Origin of the sequence: Deinococcus sonorensis KR-87 (assembly GCF_040256395.1) — a bacterium.
Taxonomy (GTDB): Bacteria; Deinococcota; Deinococci; order Deinococcales; family Deinococcaceae; genus Deinococcus; species Deinococcus sonorensis.
The window spans coordinates 144,016-160,255 of record NZ_CP158298.1 but is presented as its reverse complement, the minus strand read 5'-3'; the positions used below and the strand labels follow the sequence as shown (position 1 = coordinate 160,255).

Below are 16,240 nucleotides of genomic sequence, written 5' to 3'. Positions count from 1 at the left end.
TCGATGGTCCAGGCATACTCCCCGGCACTCCCCGGCGGGCAGGGCCGAAGCGGGCTGAGCCTGGCTCGCGGCGCTCCCTCCACAGCTGGCGAACAGCAACAGCGCGATCTGTATACGGTGGGTCATGGTGACCTCCTCGCGGCAAGTGTCGGCGGGGCGGTGTCCCAGGCGCACGGGACGATAGTCCCGTAAGGAACGGGACCCCCCTTCTATGGGTCTGCAGTGAACACGTGGCCCAGCAGGGCGCGCCACGCCTCAGTTGGGGTCTGGTTCCTCACGAAGCCTGAACTGGAGCGGCTGGAAGCCCTGGCCAGAGCAGGAGTCCTCCGCGCCACCCAGATCGCCAGGGAAGCGAGCCGAGCCCACGCCGCAGGCACCCTGGACGCCTGGACTCAGGGATTGAGACCACAGCTCGGGTAACGACAGCTGCACCCTTGTCGCACAATAAGGTAAGACATGTCCCTGCCAAAACTGCTCGTCCTACTGTGCCTGACCGCCATCCTCGGTGCGTGTACCACCACCGTTCCAGGCGTCCCTGGAACCCTCTGGCCGTTATCAGGGTTGGCGATCGATACGCACAACGAGGGCAACCTCCAGCTTCCCTGCGCGGGCGGCGTGGGGTATGACCTCACCACCCCCGATCTGCACCTGGTGGGCACCGCGGAACCCGACACGGTGTCGATCCCGGGCGGACAAGGATCACTCCGACGCGGCGCGCCCTACACCCTTGTCGCAACGTGCCTGGACCACACGGGCCGTGAAACTGGGCGGAGCCAGCTCACGGGCACGGTGCCGGTCAATGGCTTGATTCACAAGCCATTCAACCAGGGGCCATCTCCGTTCGTCCTGCACATCTATCTGCGGGCGGATCGTTCCAAACCACAACCGGTTGTTCAGCACTGTGTCGGCAGATCTCAAGGCACCGCGGCGCCCTGCCTCCAGGTGGAATACTGATCAGGGATAGCCCCACGTCCGGTACATCCTGAATCTCCACGCCTTGCCCAGGACAGCGAGTGGCGTTTCACTGCGCTTTGGCTCCGCAACGTTCCGGTGTCTCTGGAGGCGTGTCTACTGAAGGCAGACAGGGGCACACCTCTACGGTGCTGGCCCCTGTACATTCACGGGTCCAGGAACGGCGCGTGTGAGCCCAACAGTCCTGTGGCCGCGTCAAGCAGGTCATCTCGCAGCCTCGACAGCCCGCCGGCGTTGCGGATGATGTCCTCCGCCATCATGGCCGCGTGGAGCTGCTGGTCCTGAACTGTGATCGATGGCAGCGGCAGCACCTGTGGCCCAATCAGGTCGAACCAGCGCCGGATCTCCGGTTTCGAAGTGCGGCCCTGGCGGCGGTCCGCACCCGCCCGGCGCAGGACGTCGGCCAGGATCTCCGCGATCTGCAGCAACGGGCTGAACTCGCTGCTCGCGAACGTCGGGACACGCAGCGACTGGTCGTGATCCCGACGTTGCCGCTCGGTGAGCATGGCGAAAGGCGAGAAGCGGTGATATTCCTCATCGTCACAGACCACGTCTGCCACGATGCCCTGCCGGGTCAGGATGTGGTTGAGCAGGGTCAGGAGACGGGGGAGGGCAGACGTGAAAGGCTTGGTCTCCAGCCGGACCATCTCCCGATACATGGCGTCGAGCGCCACCGCTGGGCCACTGTGCTGGACCCGCTCACTCAGCGCTTCGGAGAGCAGCGGCTGGTTCCGATGGTGTGGGTGTACCAGGCGGACCTCCGGGATCTGCAGCGCCAGGATCTTCAGGGCGGCGCGGGGTGAAGATCGAAGGCGCGTTGCACCCAGGCGGAATGCCGGTGGGAGTGTCGCACATCAGCCAGGCCACGCGAGTGTCACCACCACCCGCGCATCCGTCGAGGTCCCGGCAGACGATCTCGCCGATCTCTGACTGTCGGAGTTGAACGCCGACGACCCGTGCCTGAGCCGCAGAGAGGGTTTTGTGCTCACTTCGATGGATGACGGTTGTGGTCGTCCTGAAAACGTACCCCCTGCAATGAATTCACCACTCGACACCACTGCACGCTGCCATTCAACCGCCCAGAGCCAGCACAGGAGGCCATTGGACATCCAGGGGGTTCAGGGACTTTAATCGCCTAAGGCGTACCTCCGGAGGTCCGCGGCTTCCAGAATGGCTCTGGCAAACGCGTGGGGCACCTCCTGGGGAAGGTTGTGGCCCGCACTCGGGACCTGATGATGCATGCGCGGCCCGGCGAACTGAGCCGCCGATGGGCGGCCATCCGTCGCGGGGAAGTTGCCATCCGCGAGGCCGTCCAGGGTGACCGCCGGGACGGTGATGGGCGGCAGTGCCGCCAGACGCGCTTCGAGACCTTCGTATCGCGGGGCGCCGGGCGCCGCGCCCAGGCGGTGCCGGTACGAGTGAATCACCACGTCCACGTAGTCAGGGTTGTCGAACGCCGCGGCGGCCCGCTCGAACACGGCGTCATCGAAGGACCACTGCGGGGAATTGCGTGTCCAGATCACCCGGGCGACCTCACGCCTGTTCGCGGTGAGACCCGCCCGGCCCCGCTCGGTCAGAAAGTAGAAGAAGTACCACAGGCCCGCTTCCAGGTCCGGCCGGATCGGTGTCATGGCCCGCCGGATGTCCTGGATGAGGTAACTGTTGACGGTGACGAGCGCGGTACACCGCTCGGGCCACAGGGCGGCGGCGACGCACGCCGCCCGCCCACCCCAGTCGAAGCGCGCGAGGATGGCCTGTGGGATGTTCAGCGCGTCCATCAACCCGATCACGTCCGCCCCGAGGGCGGCCTGCTGTCCTGAGCGCTCGGTGGTGTCGTCCAGGAAGCGGGTGGGGCCGTGACCGCGCAGATACGGCACGATGACCCGGTGGCCCGCCCGGGTCAGCAGGGGCAGGACGTCAACGTAACTGTGAATGTCGTAGGGAAACCCGTGGAGCAGCAGCGTCACCGGGCCATCTTCCGGTCCCGCCTCGACGTACGCCACGTCCAGGACGTCCGTGCGGACCGACCGCGCCGGTTCGAGTCGGAGGAAAGGCGCGGTCATCTCCGGCGCTTCGAACGGGAACCTGGAACCACGGTCGGTGTGCTGCACGAGCGCGCGGAGCCCTGTTCCGGGACGGCTGGTGGACGTCTGGGGATGAACGCCATGATCCTCTCCTTTGACGATGAGTGCAGGTGCGGGGCCGCGAGCGCCGCTCTCATCCGGATCCGCAGGTCCGGTGCTCAGAGAGCCGAGCAGGCCCCGCGACCGGAGGTCGGTCATCCCGCCCTCGACACTTCCACTGGTCCTGGGTGACGGTCGCGTGCACGTCTGCGACCGTCCGCGGCTCAGGTGGGCCCGCCGGTGGGTCCGAAGCGCTCGGTGATCACCCGTTCCGGGCTGAACCCCAGCGTCACGAGCATCGTCGCGGCCCCTTCCACGAACGGCGTCGGGCCGCAGACGTAGGGGGAGTACCGCGTGCCACTCCCTGTATGTCGTGCTGCGCGCTCCCACACCCAGCTGAGGAACGTTGATGGTGGAAGTACTCAGGTCCACGGAGGACCGCACCGGGTTCCAGTACAGCCGCACGCGGAGACGCTGGTCGCATTCCATCGGTCCCATCTCGCCAAAACAGGCTGAAGGGTGGGCTCAACGCTGCTTCACCTGTTGTTACCGTCCGCAGCGTTACTCACTGTCGGCAAGCGTCGTCTTTGAACATGTGATCTGTCGAGAGGGAACGAGCGTGCCGATGTGCGCTTGAACATTGAGCATGCCTGACCTGGGCGTGGGATGCCGTCTGGCGGCAGTGCATGACTTCAACGCACCGCTGACGTGCCGGTTCGCGGGTGCTGCTGCAGGCGATGTCTCACGCCATCGAAGGTCAGGACGAACGCCCGCAGCATGTCGCTCCCGATCATTCCCTCGTTCGTCAGCACGGGGCTGAAGAGGACGTCCGGCTCAGGGATGACGGACCGCCCCGACGGGACGTCCTGCCGCAGACGACCCCGCCGGGTGCGAATCTCGCCCGCTGCCTGGTGGTACAGGGATGGCCCCACCTCAACAGCCTCTTGGAGGGGCGGGTCAGCCTCCGGGTGCACGGGCAGGATCAGTCCAGGCGCCGCTCCGGTGTCCAGATTGAACCAGCGTGTCCGCTCTCCGAGTTCCAACTTCACGTCAGGCATGCGGTCATGCAGGGGAGACGGCAGGACGTTCAGTTGGTCGGCTGCCGGCAGCGCTCCAGCTTGCCAGGGTCGCCGCTGGCCGTGCAGGTCGAGCGTCAGCAGCCTCTCCCGAAACACAGTGAACCCAAGGACGCCATCCCCACCGAGCGCTGGCTCCCCCACGACACTTTTTTCGCAAGCGTACCTGCTCCCGCCGCAGGGTGTTGCTCTCCAGCACGCTTCGTGAATAGAGCTGCTGGAGCACCGGCAGTCGCAGGACGCGGGCCACCCGGGCGTGCACACTCACCACGTTCGCGCCAGTATCGACCAGAAAGCGCGAGGGGCCCTGGTCAGTCACGTGCACGTCCACGAGCGTGCCGACTACCGGTACGGCCACGGCATCCTGCAGCTCGATGTGGTCGGTCCTTGCCGCACCCGATCAAGCAAGTGTGGCTGCGGTGGAAGGACCGGTCTGGGGACGCGGGCGTCCGGACGGACCACGGCGCAAACGGGAACGGGACGAAAGTTGACGGCCCTCCGACCGGCCGCGCGGGAGCGATCACCGTGGCACGTCGTGTCGCCGCGCGGGCCAGCAGGGCACGCTTGCCGCCCGGCGGCGTTTTCAGCCGTGAATGTGGGTCTCCGCTGCGGGTGACCTGCGACGCTCATCGTTCGGAGGGTGGGTCAACCTCCGGTTCAGGGGAGCGTGCCCAGCACCTCCTCAGGAGGCACGGAACCGTACTCCCCCTGCGGCGCTCACTCCAGCCCCCAGGACCGCACATCGTACGCTTCGTCGGCCCCGCCTGTGGCACGATGACCGTGCCCATGCGCCGCCGACTGCTTCCGCCGCTCGCCGCTGATCCCGGCTCCCGCCGCCCGGTGACGGTGCGCTCGGCGTTCCTGCGGCCCCTGCTGCTCCCCCTGCTGCTCGCGCTGGCCGTGACGCTCACCGTCGCGTGGTCGGTGCGCACCACCGTGCACACCGCCGCCCTCGCCCGCGACGCCCAGGTGAACCTCACGCTCCTCCAGACCATCCTCAACGACGTCATCGACCTGGAAACCGGTCAGCGCGGCTACCTGATCACGCACCAGCAGAGCTACCTTGAACCGTACCACCAGGCGAAGGTCCGCCTGCCGCAGGATCTGGCGGCGCTGCGGCAGGCGCTCAGCAGCCAGGACCCTGCCGGCCGGACGATGCCGCTGCCGCAGCTGAACACCCTCGAAGCGCGGATCAGTGAGTGGGAACGCCAGGGCGGCGGGCGGGAAGTGCAGGTCGAGCGCCTCGACCCGGCCCGCGCCGCGCAAATGGTCCGGACCGGCCGCGGCAAGGCACTCATCGACGACGCCCGCCGGATCATCGCGCGCTTCCAGGCGGACGAACTGCAGGTGCAACAGCGCCTGGACGTCATGAGCAGCGTCAGCGCGCAGCAGGCGCTGCTCGTCACGGTCGCCGGCCTGTTGCTCGCCATCGCCCTGGCGGTCACGTCCGCCGTGCGGGCCGCGTCGCGCGTGACCGTCACCCTGCGGCAGCTGTCGGTCGCGTCGGCGCAGCTCGCCCGTGGCCACCTGCCACAGCGGCTCCCCGCGAGCGACATCCGGGAGCTCGACGATCTCGCGCAGGACTTCACCGTCACCGGGCAGGTGCTGCAGGCCCGGGAGGCCGCGCTGCGCGACGGGCAGGAGCGGCTCGAACTGGTCACGCGTCACGCGCCGGTGCTGCTGTTCTCGCTTGACGCCGCGGGGACCTTCACCTTCTGCGAAGGACGCGGCCAAGGCGGGCAACGAGGCGAGCTGCTGGGCCGCAGCGCCTTCGACGTGTACGCCGCGTCCCCGGAGGCGCTGCCGTTGTTCCGGGCGGCGCTGCGCGGCGAGCGGGCCGAAGGCCGGGTGACGGACGGCGCGGAGGTGTTCCTGATGCGCCTGAACCCGCTGCACGACGCGCGCGGCGCCGTTCGGAGCGTGGTGGGCGTGACGGTCGACGTGACCGAGCTGGAGCGCGCCCGCGCCGCGCTCGCGCGCGCCAACACGGAACTCGAGCAGTTCGCGGCCATCGCCTCGCATGACCTGCAGACGCCGCTGCGCAGCATCATGAGCTTCGCGCAGCTGCTGGACCGCCGCGCGGGCGTGGCGCTCGATGACCGCTCGCGGGTGATGCTGCAGCACATCGTGAACGCCAGTGGGCGGATGAAGACCCTCATCGACGACCTGCTGCAGTACGCCCGCCTGGCGCAGACGCCGCCACAGCAGCGTGACATCGACCCGAACCAGGTGCTCGCTGAAGTGCTCGCCGACCTGCAGGAGGAGATCAGTGCGGCCGCCGTGCAGGTCACGAGCGACCCGCTGCCGGTGGTGCTCGCCGATCATCTGCCGGTGCGGCAGCTGCTGTTCAATCTGATCCTCAACGCCGTCCGGTACCGCCGCGCTGAGGTGCCAGGGTCCGTGCACGTCAGCGGGCGACGGGAGGGAAGCGAGGTCCGGATTGACGTGACGGACAACGGCCAGGGCATCGACCCTCAGTTCCACGAGCGCATCTTCACGGTGTTCCAGCGGCTGCACCGCCAGGACGAGGTGGCCGGCACCGGCATCGGCCTGGCCGCCTGCAAGCGGATCGCCGAGGCGTACGGCGGGCGCATCACGGTCGACAGCCGCCCAGGGCACGGCAGCACCTTTACGTTCACGCTGCCCGCCGCGCCGGACGGGCGGGCACCTGCGGCCGCCCTGGGGTGACACCCCCGCCCGCCCCTCGGCCGGCGGGCGGCGCCCACCGGCACGTTCGGGAAGATCAACCCCCGCTGCTGGAGCTGGAAGTGACCGAAGGGAGCGCCATGCAGGACGTCCACGGCACCGCCGCGCGGCTCGAGGCGCTGCGCGCCTGAGCGTGCGCATCGCGGTCGACGACTTCGGCACCGGGTACAGCAGCCTCAGTTACCTGCGGGCGCTGCCGGCGCAGGTGGTGAAGGTCGACCGGTCCTTCGTGCGCGACCTGGTCCATCCCGGCGGCACCGAGGCGGAGATCATCCGGGCGATCGTGACGCTGGCCCGCCAGGTGGGGATGCAGGTGGTGGCCGAGGGAGTGGAGACCGAAGCGCAGCGGGCGGCGCTGCTCGCGCTCGGGTGCGAGGAAGCGCAGGGGCTCCTGTTCGCCCGCCCGGAGGACCCGGACGCGGTGAGCCGCCGGCTCCGCTGACCCGCGCTCCAGACGGCAGCGCTGCCGACGCTGGTGGGGTCTGCTTCCACACGGTGCGCACCCGTTCCCTGAGACCAGCATGGCCGTCGAGTCAGCGGCCAGCGAACCAGTGACGATGTCCCCGCGGCCCCGCTGGCCACGGCCTTTGACGCAGGCCTGCCGAGCGACGGCGGGAGGCGTGCGGCTCACGTGCCTTGGGCGCGTCTGACCCTCGGCACCGTCACCTGGTTGCTCGCGTCATTCGGTGGGCGCGGCGGCAGGCAACGTGAAGTGAAACGTGCTGCCCTGCCCGAGCTCGCTCTGCACCCAGAGGCGACCGTGGTGCTCCTCGACGATCTTCCGCACGATCGCCAGGCCCATGCCGGTCCCTTCGTAGCGCTCACGCGTGTGCAGGCGCTGCAGCACCTCGAACACCCGTTCGTGGTCCTCCGGGGCGATGCCAATGCCGTTGTCCGAGACGGTGAAATGCACGGCTGCGCCCTCCTGCGTGGCTTGAATGGCGAGGTCCGGAGGCTGTCCCGGAACCGTAAACTTCAACGCGTTTCCCACGAGGTTGGAGAACACCTGACGCAGCTGCGTGGCGTTTGCCATCACCGCCGGCAGCGGGGCCGCATGCACCGACGCGCCCTGCGCCTGCAGGCTGCTGCTCAGGTCGTGCAGGACGTCCTCCAGCACCTGCTGCGCCTCCACCCGTACCCGAGACCGTTCCTGGCCCACCATCCCGTACGTCAGGAGATCGTCAACCAACTGATGCATGCGGTCCGCCGCCTGAAGCGTCATGCGCAGGTACGTCCGGGCCCGCTCGTCCAACAGCGCGCCGCTGCGGCGCTCAAGCAGCTGCAGGGAACTGATCACCGTCCGGACCGGCGCTTTCAGGTCATGGGAAGCGATGTGGGTGAACTGCGCGAGCTGTTGGTTCGAGCGCTCGAGTTGCCGGGTGCGCTCCTGCACCCGCAGCTCCAGCTGCACGTTGACGTTCCGCAGTTCCTCCTGAGCGGCATGCCGGTCCGTCACGTCGTGCTGCACGCCATCCCACACCTCCCGTCCATCCGGCAGAACGCGCGCCTGGGAGCTCAGGTGCATCCAGCGGACCTCACCGTTCGGCTGCCGGAACGGGACCTCCACCGCGAACGCCGTTTTGGTGCGGACCGCGTGCTCCTCGGCCGCGAGGACCGACGAGAGGTGGTCCGGGAGAATCCGCTGGAACAGCAGCGTGGAATCCGCATACACCTGCTCGGCAGTGACCCCGTTGAGCCGCTCAACATTGGCGCTGACGTACACGAAGCGGGTCTGGCCTCCCGGCTGACGCTCCGCCTGATACAGCATGGTGCCCGGCAGGTTGTCCGACAGCGCGCGAAACTGCGCTTCACGCTCCGCCAACGCCAGCCGCGCGTGCTCCGCGCGCCTCAAGGCCGACAGTCGGTGCGAGCCGAGCCAGCTGACCGCGACGCCGACCAGCACGAACACCAACAAGCTTCTCACCTCATGGGGAGGCAGGTGGATGTTGAACTGGAACGCCGGTTGCGTCACCAGGAAGTTCACGCCGACGGCACTGATCAGCACCGCACACACGCCCGCACGGAAGCCCGCCAGGAACGCGGCGGCGGTCACGGCCAGCAGGGAGAACAGGAACGGGGAGCTGCCGTCCAACAGCGGGTTGAGCGCGAACCGCACCAGCAGCGCCAGCACGGACAGCCCCAACGTCAGCAGGTACGCCGCCCTGCGGCGCTGGGGGTCCGGCAGCCGTGGAGGCGTGGCGGATCGTGTGTGGAGGGGAGAACGCATGCGGCGGATCTCAGTGTAGGGCCTGGCCGGCCGACGAACACCGGAGTGCCCTTGACGTCCTTGGCCCGTCACCACCGCATGTCGGCCGGCCAGGTCGCCGCCATCCGCCCCCTGCGTTGAGGGCACCACGGCCCACACCCGACCACCAGGGAACGTGGGGTTGGAGCGCGGTTGTCTGTTGCGCGGTCACGGCCAGTGCGGCGATTCGAGGGGGGCTGGCCCCAGGTGCACCGGGCGCTCCGGGAGCCGGACATACGCCTGGCTCCAGAAGGCCAGCAGTCGCGTGTACAGCCGCTCCACCTGCGAGTACTCGACGGGTTTCACGATAAACGCGTTGGCGCCGCTGGCGTAGCACGCGCGAATTTCCTCCGGGTCGTCCGCCGTGCTCATCATGATGACCGGCAGTCGCCGCAGGTTCACATCCTCCTTGATGCGCTTGAGGAGCTCCACGCCCGACTGTCGGGGCAGGTTGACATCCAGCAGCATCAGGTCCGGGAGTGCCCGCCCTTCGGTGTGCCGCTGGCGCAGCACCGTCAACGCCGCCGCGCCACAGGTGAGCACGGTGCAGGTGGGGCGTGGCTCGAACGTGTCGAAGACGCTGGAGAGGAGATACCCGTCCGCTGGGTTGTCATCGACGACCAGAATGTTCAGGTGATGCGCCTTCGGCATACTCAACTCTGCAACACACATCACATAAAGACCAGGTGAATTCTCGCAGTGTCCCGCGCTGAGCCGTTGCGGATTCACGCCTGCTGTTGCAGCACTTCAGCACGTGCCCCGTCCTACAGGGTGGTGCTGGGATGGTGGATTCCTCAGGGCGGTGAGCGTCTCGCAGGCAGCCTGGGCTGGCTTCAGGCTTCCCCTCCCCGCCACGAGCGGCACGTCCACACAGTCCTTGTCGCGCCAGTCGTGCGCCTTCGCCCCTCGCTCACGTGCACTCAGGCGGTCACGGGTGGGGTGTGCCGCGGCCACCGTCGGCCAGCCGGCTCGGTTCAGCGGCCAGCCACGCCGAGATGGACCCGGCGGGCGCCGGTCGGCCCAGCAGGTAGCCCTGAACCTGATCGCACTGCTGAGCTTCGAGAAACGCCAGCTGGGCGGGCTGCTCCACGCCCTCGGCCAGCACCTTCAGGTTCAGCGCGTGCCCGAGTTGGATGACCGCGCTGATCAACGCCTCGTCCCGGGGATCGTTCGGCCCCGCGCCCGCCAGGCTCTGAATGAACGACTGGTCGATCTTCAGGGTGTCGATCGGGAAGTGCTTCAGGTACGCCAGGTTGGAATAGCCGGTGCCGAAGTCGTCCACCGCCAGCCGGACCCCCAGGTCCTTCAGCCGCTCGAGCGTGCCGGTCGCCTCCACCGCCTGCATCAGCATCGTCTCGGTGAGTTCGAGTTCCAGCTGCGCGGCCGGCAGGCCGGACGCCTGCAGGATGTTGCGGAGGTCGCCGATCAGGTCCGGCTGCTCGAACTGCCGTGCCGAGAGGTTCACGGCCATCGTCAGGCCCGGACTCCGCCGCGACCACGCCACGGCCTGCCGGGCAGCTTCGCCGATCACCCAGCGACCGATCGGGACGATCAGGCCCGTCACCTCCGCCAGCGGAATGAAGTCGCTCGGCGGGACCAGCCCCAGCTCCGGATGCTGCCACCGGAGGAGGGCCTCCATGCCGCGCAGCCGGCCGGACGGCACATCGAACTGCGGCTGGTAATGCAGGATGAACTCCTCGCGTTCCAGGGCCCGGTTGAGGGCGCTCTCCAACGTGACGACCGACGGCCCGCGGCTGGGATCCGGGGTGTACACCGAGACGCCGCCCCCACGACGTTTCGCCCGGTACATCGCCGCGTCCGCCTGCTGGAGCAGCGTCTCCGACGTCAGGCCCGCGTCCGGGAAGACGCTGAACCCCACGCTGGGCCGGACGAACACCTCGTGCTCGTTCACGTGAAACGGCTGTTCCAGCGAGCTGATCAGGCGGTCGGCCAGGTGCTCCAGCTGCCCGGGATGGGTGAGGCCGGTGAAGGCCAGCAGGAACTCGTCGCCACCCATCCGGGCCAGACCGTCGCCGGGCCGCAGCGTCTGATGGACCCGGGCGGCGACCTGCTGGAGCAGCAGGTCGCCGGCACTGTGCCCGAGGGTGTCGTTGATCAGCTTGAAGCGGTCGAGGTCCATCAGCCCCACCGCCACCTGGGTGTGCCCCTGCCGGGCCTGCTCGATGCGGCGTTCAAGCTCCTGACCGAAATGCAGGCGGTTGGGCAGGCCGGTCAGCGAGTCATGCAGCGCCTGGCGTTCCAGGCTCCGCTGCGCGTCGTAGCGGTCAATCACCAGCCCCGCGAGCTGCGCGGCGGCCTCCACCCGCGCCTGATCTTCCGCTCCGAGGCGGACGCCGGTGGTGGACAGCAGGGCGATCACGCCGCGCTGGCGCTCCTGGCTGCCCTGAATGGTGCCGGTCACACCCCACCACTGCGGGGTGTCGGCGGACCCGAGCGCCACCGGCGAGGCGCTGCCGGAGCGCAGCAGGGCCTGCAGCGCGGCGGGCTGCGCCCAGGCCGGAGCGTGGTGCTGCCGCGTTCCGGGATACAGCAGCGGCTGCGGGGCCTCGGCCAGGATGATCGCCACCTCATGCCCGGGGAAGGCGCGCTCGAGGCTGGCGATCAGCCGGACGAGCACCTCGGCGAGCGGCACGTTGCGCGCGGCGAGTTCCAGCACCGCGTTGCGCTCGCGCTCCTGATGGACCTCGGACGTTTTGCGTTCGGTGACGTCACGCTGAATGGAAATCCAGTGGGTGTACCAGCCGTGCTCATCCGCGACCGGGGCGATGCTCAGCTCCACCCAGAAGGGCGTGCCGTCCTTGCGGTAGTTGATCACTTCCACCTCGACCGGCTGCCAGGCCTTGAGGGCCGCCCGGATGCGGTCCAGCGCCTTGCGGTCGGACCGTGGACCCTGCAGGAGCCTGGGCGTCCGGCCGAGAATCTCCTCCAGGGTGTACCCGGTGGTGCGGGTGAACGCTTCGTTGGCGTAGAGGATCCGCGGCCCGGTCCCATCAATGGGTTCCGCTTCGGTGATCAGCACCGAGTCGTTCGCGAACGCCAGCACCGATTCGAGCAGCGACCGCTGCTGCTCGGCGTGACGCAGCCGCTGTTCATCCGCCGTGACTTCGCGGGCCACCCCGACCAGCCCCAGCACTTCATCGCCCTGTCGGTACGGCGCGGCACTCAACTCCAGGAGCCGCGCCTGACCGTCCTTCCCCACCTGCTCGACATGCTGCACCGGCGCCGGCTGGCCGGCGTCCAGGTGCCGCCGCAGCGACAACAGGGCCGCGCCGAGCTGCGGGTCCGGCACCTCGCGCCCCAGCACGTCCGCCTGCGGGTACCCCAGGGTACGTTCGGCCGCCTTGTTCCAATGCCGGATCAGGCCGCCGAGCGTGACCGAGTACACGGCCAGCGGGGCCGCCTGCAGCATCGCCGACAACTGCTGGTGCGACGCCATCAGCTCTGCCTGGTGAGCGTACCAGCCGAGTTCCCGCTCCAGCAGTTCGGCCAGGCCCTGAGCCACGACGGCCAGCGGCGTGCCGTCCGCCGGTTGAGCGCTCAGCGTCACCGTGCCGGACACGTGCTCCCGCCCGAAGGGGACCGTGGCGGACGGCACACCCGACAGGCGACGGCCCGCCTCCCAGGTGGAGGTCCGGGTGCCCTGTCGGTCACGCAGCACCAGCACCACGTGATGGTTCGGGAGGGCGGCGCAGTACGCCCGGACCGTCGGGGCAAAGAGCTCGGCAGGGGGCGCGTCGAACGACAATGGCATCATCACAACTCCGCGGGAGGGCAGCAGGCCGGACACGACCCTGAATCGAGGGGGAGAGGAAGTGGGGAGGAGGGTGGGACCGGCGCCCGGAGGCCCAGCGCGCCACGCGACTCACCTCGGTCGGTCGCCACGCTCGTGACGGCCGGCAGGGACAAGGATACGGACAGCCGATGCTCCTGCATCTCGGCCAGGCGTCGGAAGGGGGTGAGGGTGAGCGCGACAGAAGTGATGCAGCAACGCCAGCCATCTGAACGGGGCTCGTTCAGAAAGCGCTTCATTTGGTTGAGGTCAATGGTCAATTCCTGAGCGGAAGGGAGGAGACGGCACGACGTGAACGGCGAGGAAGAAGCGGTGTTCCGACGCAAAAATGCTACAGAAACTGGAGTGACAGAACCATCACTCGTGATCACCGAATCCTAAGTAAAGTATCCAAGAACACACTGCTGGGCTGGAGGTCGTTGCATCGAGCAGGAACCAACGCATCGGTGGCGGCGTGACCACGCCAGGCGCTCCCGCAGCTGGGGAGGATCAGCATCGACGGCGCGATGTTCCACTGGAGCCTCCACGTGGTCGTCCCCTGAGCGCGTTGGGATGCCTTCGGGTGGCGCCTCCGCCGACGCCGAACCAGCGGAGAGGAAAGCAGGTCAGGTGCGCCTGTCTCGGGGGATGGAGGACCAAGGCGACCCCACGGGCCTCGCCAGAATGGGAACGATCGGCCTGCACGGTCCACCAGACCAACGACAGCGCCACGCGCTCCGGATCCCCGGCGCAGAACGTACCCCCCTTCCGCACAGGAGCGCCAGGACGAGCCCTGAGCGCGACACGAGTCCAGTGCCGGCTGCACGCAGGGGTGCGCTGCCTCTGCGACCGGTCGCCTGCCGGCCCATGCTGAACCGCGCGTCGGGATGGGGGGAGGGGCACCTCAACCGGCCGGGAACGGAGGACGAGGTGGACTGCCTGGACGATCGGGGCCCCTCCCAGGCTACTGTTGGGCATGGGCACGATCCCCATCACCCTCATCACGGGCATCATGGCGAGCGGCAAGTCCAGCGTCGCGCAGGCCCTGGCGCAGCGGTCCCCCCGTGGCGTGCACGTGCGTGGCGACCTGTTCCGCCGCATGATCGTCTCGGGCCGCGCCGACATGACGCCCGACGCGCCGCCCGACGCCGAAGCACAACTTCGGCTGCGCTACCAGCTCGCCGCGCAGGTGGCGCGGACGTATGCCGATGCCGGGTTCGATGTGGTGGTGCAGGACGTCATCCTCGGTTCCGTGCTCTCCGACGTGATCGCCCTCTATGCCGGCCACCCGCTGCGGCTGGTCGTGCTCTGCCCTACACCGGAGGTGGTGATGGCCCGCGAAGCCGGGCGCGGCAAGCGCGGCTACGGCGCGTGGACGCCTCAAGACCTCGACCGAGCCTTGCGTGAGGCCACCCCCCGCCTGGGGTTCTGGCTGGACACCTCCGTCCTGACCGTGGAGGAGAGCGTGGAGGCCATCCAGGCCCACTTCGGCGAGCGCTGACGGCCAGCGGGGTCAGGCCAGGTTCGGGGAGGGGGTGCAATTGTGGCCCCAGGCGCTCCACCGTTCAGACGGGACGCGCCGGTGCGCTGCTGGACGACGATCCAAGGAGCCAACGGCTCGCTGAGGCAGTCCAGCGCCCGCGCGTCAAACCCGGCCCTGTCCAGGTGTCCTCCTCGCCGGCGCCGTTCACCGCGCGCCTGGCCGTCCGTGCTCCGGTGCCGGTCCGCTCCAGCACGGTGCGGGTGCCGGTCGTGGCGGGCTGCTCTGGTCACGGTGTTCCTGAGGGTGGTGAGTTGGCTCGGGTCGGCTGGCACAGGGAACAACGTCACCGCCTCGGGACGTGAACGGGGACGTGCCGCCCGGAGGGCCCGTGGTGCGGCGGGCCACCCGCATTGCTGCCCCTGACCTCGCCTGATACGGTCACACGAGGGGGTGGGTCCGGGTCACCGCCGGGAGGGGAGGTCGTGCCCAGGCCCGGTTCAGGTGGCGTGCTCCAGCAGAGGTGCGTGGTCCTCGCCGTGCGGCGCCGCTGGAGGTGCGGCGAGCAATGGGCTCCACACCACGAGCTGTCCGACCACCGGACTGAAGTCCCGCCCGACGTCCGAGTGGGCGTAGGTGGTGCGGGGCGGCATCAAGGAGTGCGCCGTCCGGTCAATCAGGCCCATCTGTTCCAGGTCCACGAGGCGACGCCGGAGCGTGGTGGGGCTCGCCGCGTCCACCCGGCGCTGCAAGGCGTTGAAGCCGAGCGCACCGGCCATCAGCTCGCGCATGATGCGCATCGCGTACCGGCGCTGCAAGGCCGTCAGGAGCAGGGCAGGGTCGTGCTGCGGATGCTGCTCGTGAAAGCGGACGAGCGCGGCGAACACGCCGCGGAGTTCGTGTCCGGTGGCGGTCAGGGCGTACCGCTCCTCGTGGTGCAGGATGACGCCGGCGTCCTGCAGGTCCCGGAGCCGGGCGTGGAGGGTGGTGGCGCTGGCCGCCGCGGTGCGCTGCTGCAGCGCCGTGAAGCGCAGGGGCCCGTCGAGCAGCGCCCGCACGACGGGGAGCGCGTAACGCGCCTGGAACAGCTGCAGGGCGGCCTCGGGGGTGGTCGCCTCACCGCCCGGGCACTCCATTTGTTGATGCGCTTCACTTTCTGGCATACTCGAGTCCGCTCCACGCCGGACAGTGGAGTGTACACCTCAGAAAGGCGGCGCTTATGCACCTGGCCCTGCTCGGCGGCACAGGACGAACTGGACGGCTCCTCATCGACATCGCCCTCGACCAGGGCCACACGCTGCGGGTCCTCGCCCGCGATCCCACCCGACTGCACCGCACCCACCCGCACCTGCATGCCATCACCGGTGACGCCCGCGACGCGGGCGACCTGCAGCAGCTCATGCAGGGCTGCGAGGCCGTGCTGAGCGCGCTGGGTCCGGTGCCACACTCACCCGACGACACCATGACGCTCGCCGCCCAGCACCTCACCCGGGTACTCGCCGAGCACGGCGTCCGCCGCCTGATCACCCTGACCGGTGCGGGCGTGCCGCACCCGGGCGACACCCCGACGGTCCCCGACCGCCTCATCCGGACGCTGCTGCGGCTCACGCAGCCACGCGTGCTGGATGACGCCATCCGGCACGCCGACATCATCCGCGCCAGCACGCTCGACTGGACCATCGTCCGCGCCCCGCGCCTGACCGACGGGCCTGTGAAGCCGGTGCGTTCCGGAAGGGTCGGCACCATCCGGCCGGTCGTGACCCGGGCCAGCGTGGCGCACTTCATGCTGGCGCAGCTCGCCCCCGGCACGCCCGTCCGCCAGGCCCCCGCCATCAGCAACTGACGCTC

Annotated in this window: 13 protein-coding genes; 6 read left to right on the top strand and 7 right to left on the bottom strand. The window is 69.0% G+C overall.

Annotated elements, in window-relative coordinates; genetic code table 11:
* Positions 1-456 precede the first annotated feature (456 nt).
* Complete coding sequence (locus ABOD76_RS04025; protein WP_350242266.1) at positions 457-954, top strand: hypothetical protein; 498 nt, start codon at positions 457-459, stop codon at positions 952-954.
* Between the two features lie 164 nt (positions 955-1,118).
* On the opposite strand, the gene ABOD76_RS04020 is transcribed toward ABOD76_RS04025, so the two are convergent.
* The 3 genes from ABOD76_RS04020 to ABOD76_RS04010 form a co-directional block, all read right to left on the bottom strand.
* On the bottom strand, positions 1,119-1,646 hold the full coding sequence (locus ABOD76_RS04020) for a hypothetical protein (RefSeq protein ID WP_350242265.1): 528 nt from the start codon (positions 1,644-1,646) through the stop codon (positions 1,119-1,121).
* A 453-nt stretch (positions 1,647-2,099) separates the two neighbouring features.
* Positions 2,100-3,035, bottom strand: coding sequence for an alpha/beta fold hydrolase (locus ABOD76_RS04015; protein ID WP_350242264.1), 936 nt, complete (start codon positions 3,033-3,035; stop codon positions 2,100-2,102).
* A 752-nt stretch (positions 3,036-3,787) separates the two neighbouring features.
* Positions 3,788-4,153, bottom strand: coding sequence for a hypothetical protein (locus ABOD76_RS04010; RefSeq protein WP_350242263.1), 366 nt, complete (start codon positions 4,151-4,153; stop codon positions 3,788-3,790).
* A 792-nt stretch (positions 4,154-4,945) separates the two neighbouring features.
* On the opposite strand from ABOD76_RS04010, the gene ABOD76_RS04005 reads away from it, so the two are divergent.
* From ABOD76_RS04005 to ABOD76_RS03995, 3 genes are read left to right on the top strand one after another with little or no spacing between them, the layout of a single operon-like run.
* A complete protein-coding gene (locus ABOD76_RS04005; protein ID WP_350242262.1) occupies positions 4,946-6,859 on the top strand; it encodes a sensor histidine kinase in 1,914 nt (637 codons plus the stop codon).
* On the top strand, positions 6,856-7,008 hold the full coding sequence (locus ABOD76_RS04000; protein ID WP_350242261.1) for a hypothetical protein: 153 nt from the start codon (positions 6,856-6,858) through the stop codon (positions 7,006-7,008). The genes ABOD76_RS04005 and ABOD76_RS04000 overlap by 4 nt, the downstream gene beginning before the upstream one ends.
* 2 nt (positions 7,009-7,010) lie before the next feature.
* Entirely contained in the window at positions 7,011-7,319 is a 309-nt protein-coding gene (locus ABOD76_RS03995; RefSeq protein ID WP_350242260.1) for an EAL domain-containing protein, read from the top strand.
* A gap of 237 nt (positions 7,320-7,556) precedes the next feature.
* Here ABOD76_RS03995 and ABOD76_RS03990 read toward each other — a convergent pair whose 3' ends face one another.
* The 3 genes from ABOD76_RS03990 to ABOD76_RS03980 form a co-directional block, all read right to left on the bottom strand.
* Entirely contained in the window at positions 7,557-9,104 is a 1,548-nt protein-coding gene (locus tag ABOD76_RS03990) for a sensor histidine kinase (RefSeq protein ID WP_350242259.1), read from the bottom strand.
* 186 nt (positions 9,105-9,290) lie between these two features.
* The gene (locus ABOD76_RS03985) at positions 9,291-9,773 is read right to left on the bottom strand and encodes a response regulator (protein WP_350242258.1); all 483 of its coding nucleotides are present in this window, start codon (positions 9,771-9,773) and stop codon (positions 9,291-9,293) included.
* 277 nt (positions 9,774-10,050) lie between these two features.
* Positions 10,051-12,897 carry a sensor domain-containing protein gene (locus tag ABOD76_RS03980; RefSeq protein WP_350242257.1) on the bottom strand — a complete coding sequence of 949 codons (2,847 nt, stop codon included), beginning with the start codon at positions 12,895-12,897 and terminating at the stop codon, positions 10,051-10,053.
* 991 nt (positions 12,898-13,888) lie between these two features.
* On the opposite strand from ABOD76_RS03980, the gene ABOD76_RS03975 reads away from it, so the two are divergent.
* Positions 13,889-14,413, top strand: coding sequence for an AAA family ATPase (locus ABOD76_RS03975; RefSeq protein ID WP_350242256.1), 525 nt, complete (start codon positions 13,889-13,891; stop codon positions 14,411-14,413).
* A 479-nt stretch (positions 14,414-14,892) separates the two neighbouring features.
* On the opposite strand, the gene ABOD76_RS03970 is transcribed toward ABOD76_RS03975, so the two are convergent.
* On the bottom strand, positions 14,893-15,555 hold the full coding sequence (locus ABOD76_RS03970) for a winged helix-turn-helix transcriptional regulator (protein WP_350242255.1): 663 nt from the start codon (positions 15,553-15,555) through the stop codon (positions 14,893-14,895).
* Positions 15,556-15,611: 56 nt separating this feature from the next.
* On the opposite strand from ABOD76_RS03970, the gene ABOD76_RS03965 reads away from it, so the two are divergent.
* Entirely contained in the window at positions 15,612-16,235 is a 624-nt protein-coding gene (locus tag ABOD76_RS03965; RefSeq protein WP_350242254.1) for an NAD(P)-dependent oxidoreductase, read from the top strand.
* Positions 16,236-16,240: the final 5 nt, after the last annotated feature.

Coding starts and splice junctions, on each gene's coding strand:
- ABOD76_RS04025 (WP_350242266.1), top strand. CDS start 457: ATGTCCCTGCCAAAACTGCTCGTCCTACTGTGCCTGACCGCCATCCTC.
- ABOD76_RS04015 (WP_350242264.1), bottom strand. CDS start 3,035: ATGACCGCGCCTTTCCTCCGACTCGAACCGGCGCGGTCGGTCCGCACG.
- ABOD76_RS04010 (WP_350242263.1), bottom strand. CDS start 4,153: ATGCCTGACGTGAAGTTGGAACTCGGAGAGCGGACACGCTGGTTCAAT.
- ABOD76_RS04005 (WP_350242262.1), top strand. CDS start 4,946: ATGACCGTGCCCATGCGCCGCCGACTGCTTCCGCCGCTCGCCGCTGAT.
- ABOD76_RS03990 (WP_350242259.1), bottom strand. CDS start 9,104: ATGCGTTCTCCCCTCCACACACGATCCGCCACGCCTCCACGGCTGCCG.
- ABOD76_RS03985 (WP_350242258.1), bottom strand. CDS start 9,773: ATGCCGAAGGCGCATCACCTGAACATTCTGGTCGTCGATGACAACCCA.
- ABOD76_RS03980 (WP_350242257.1), bottom strand. CDS start 12,897: ATGATGCCATTGTCGTTCGACGCGCCCCCTGCCGAGCTCTTTGCCCCG.
- ABOD76_RS03975 (WP_350242256.1), top strand. CDS start 13,889: ATGGGCACGATCCCCATCACCCTCATCACGGGCATCATGGCGAGCGGC.
- ABOD76_RS03970 (WP_350242255.1), bottom strand. CDS start 15,555: ATGCCAGAAAGTGAAGCGCATCAACAAATGGAGTGCCCGGGCGGTGAG.
- ABOD76_RS03965 (WP_350242254.1), top strand. CDS start 15,612: ATGCACCTGGCCCTGCTCGGCGGCACAGGACGAACTGGACGGCTCCTC.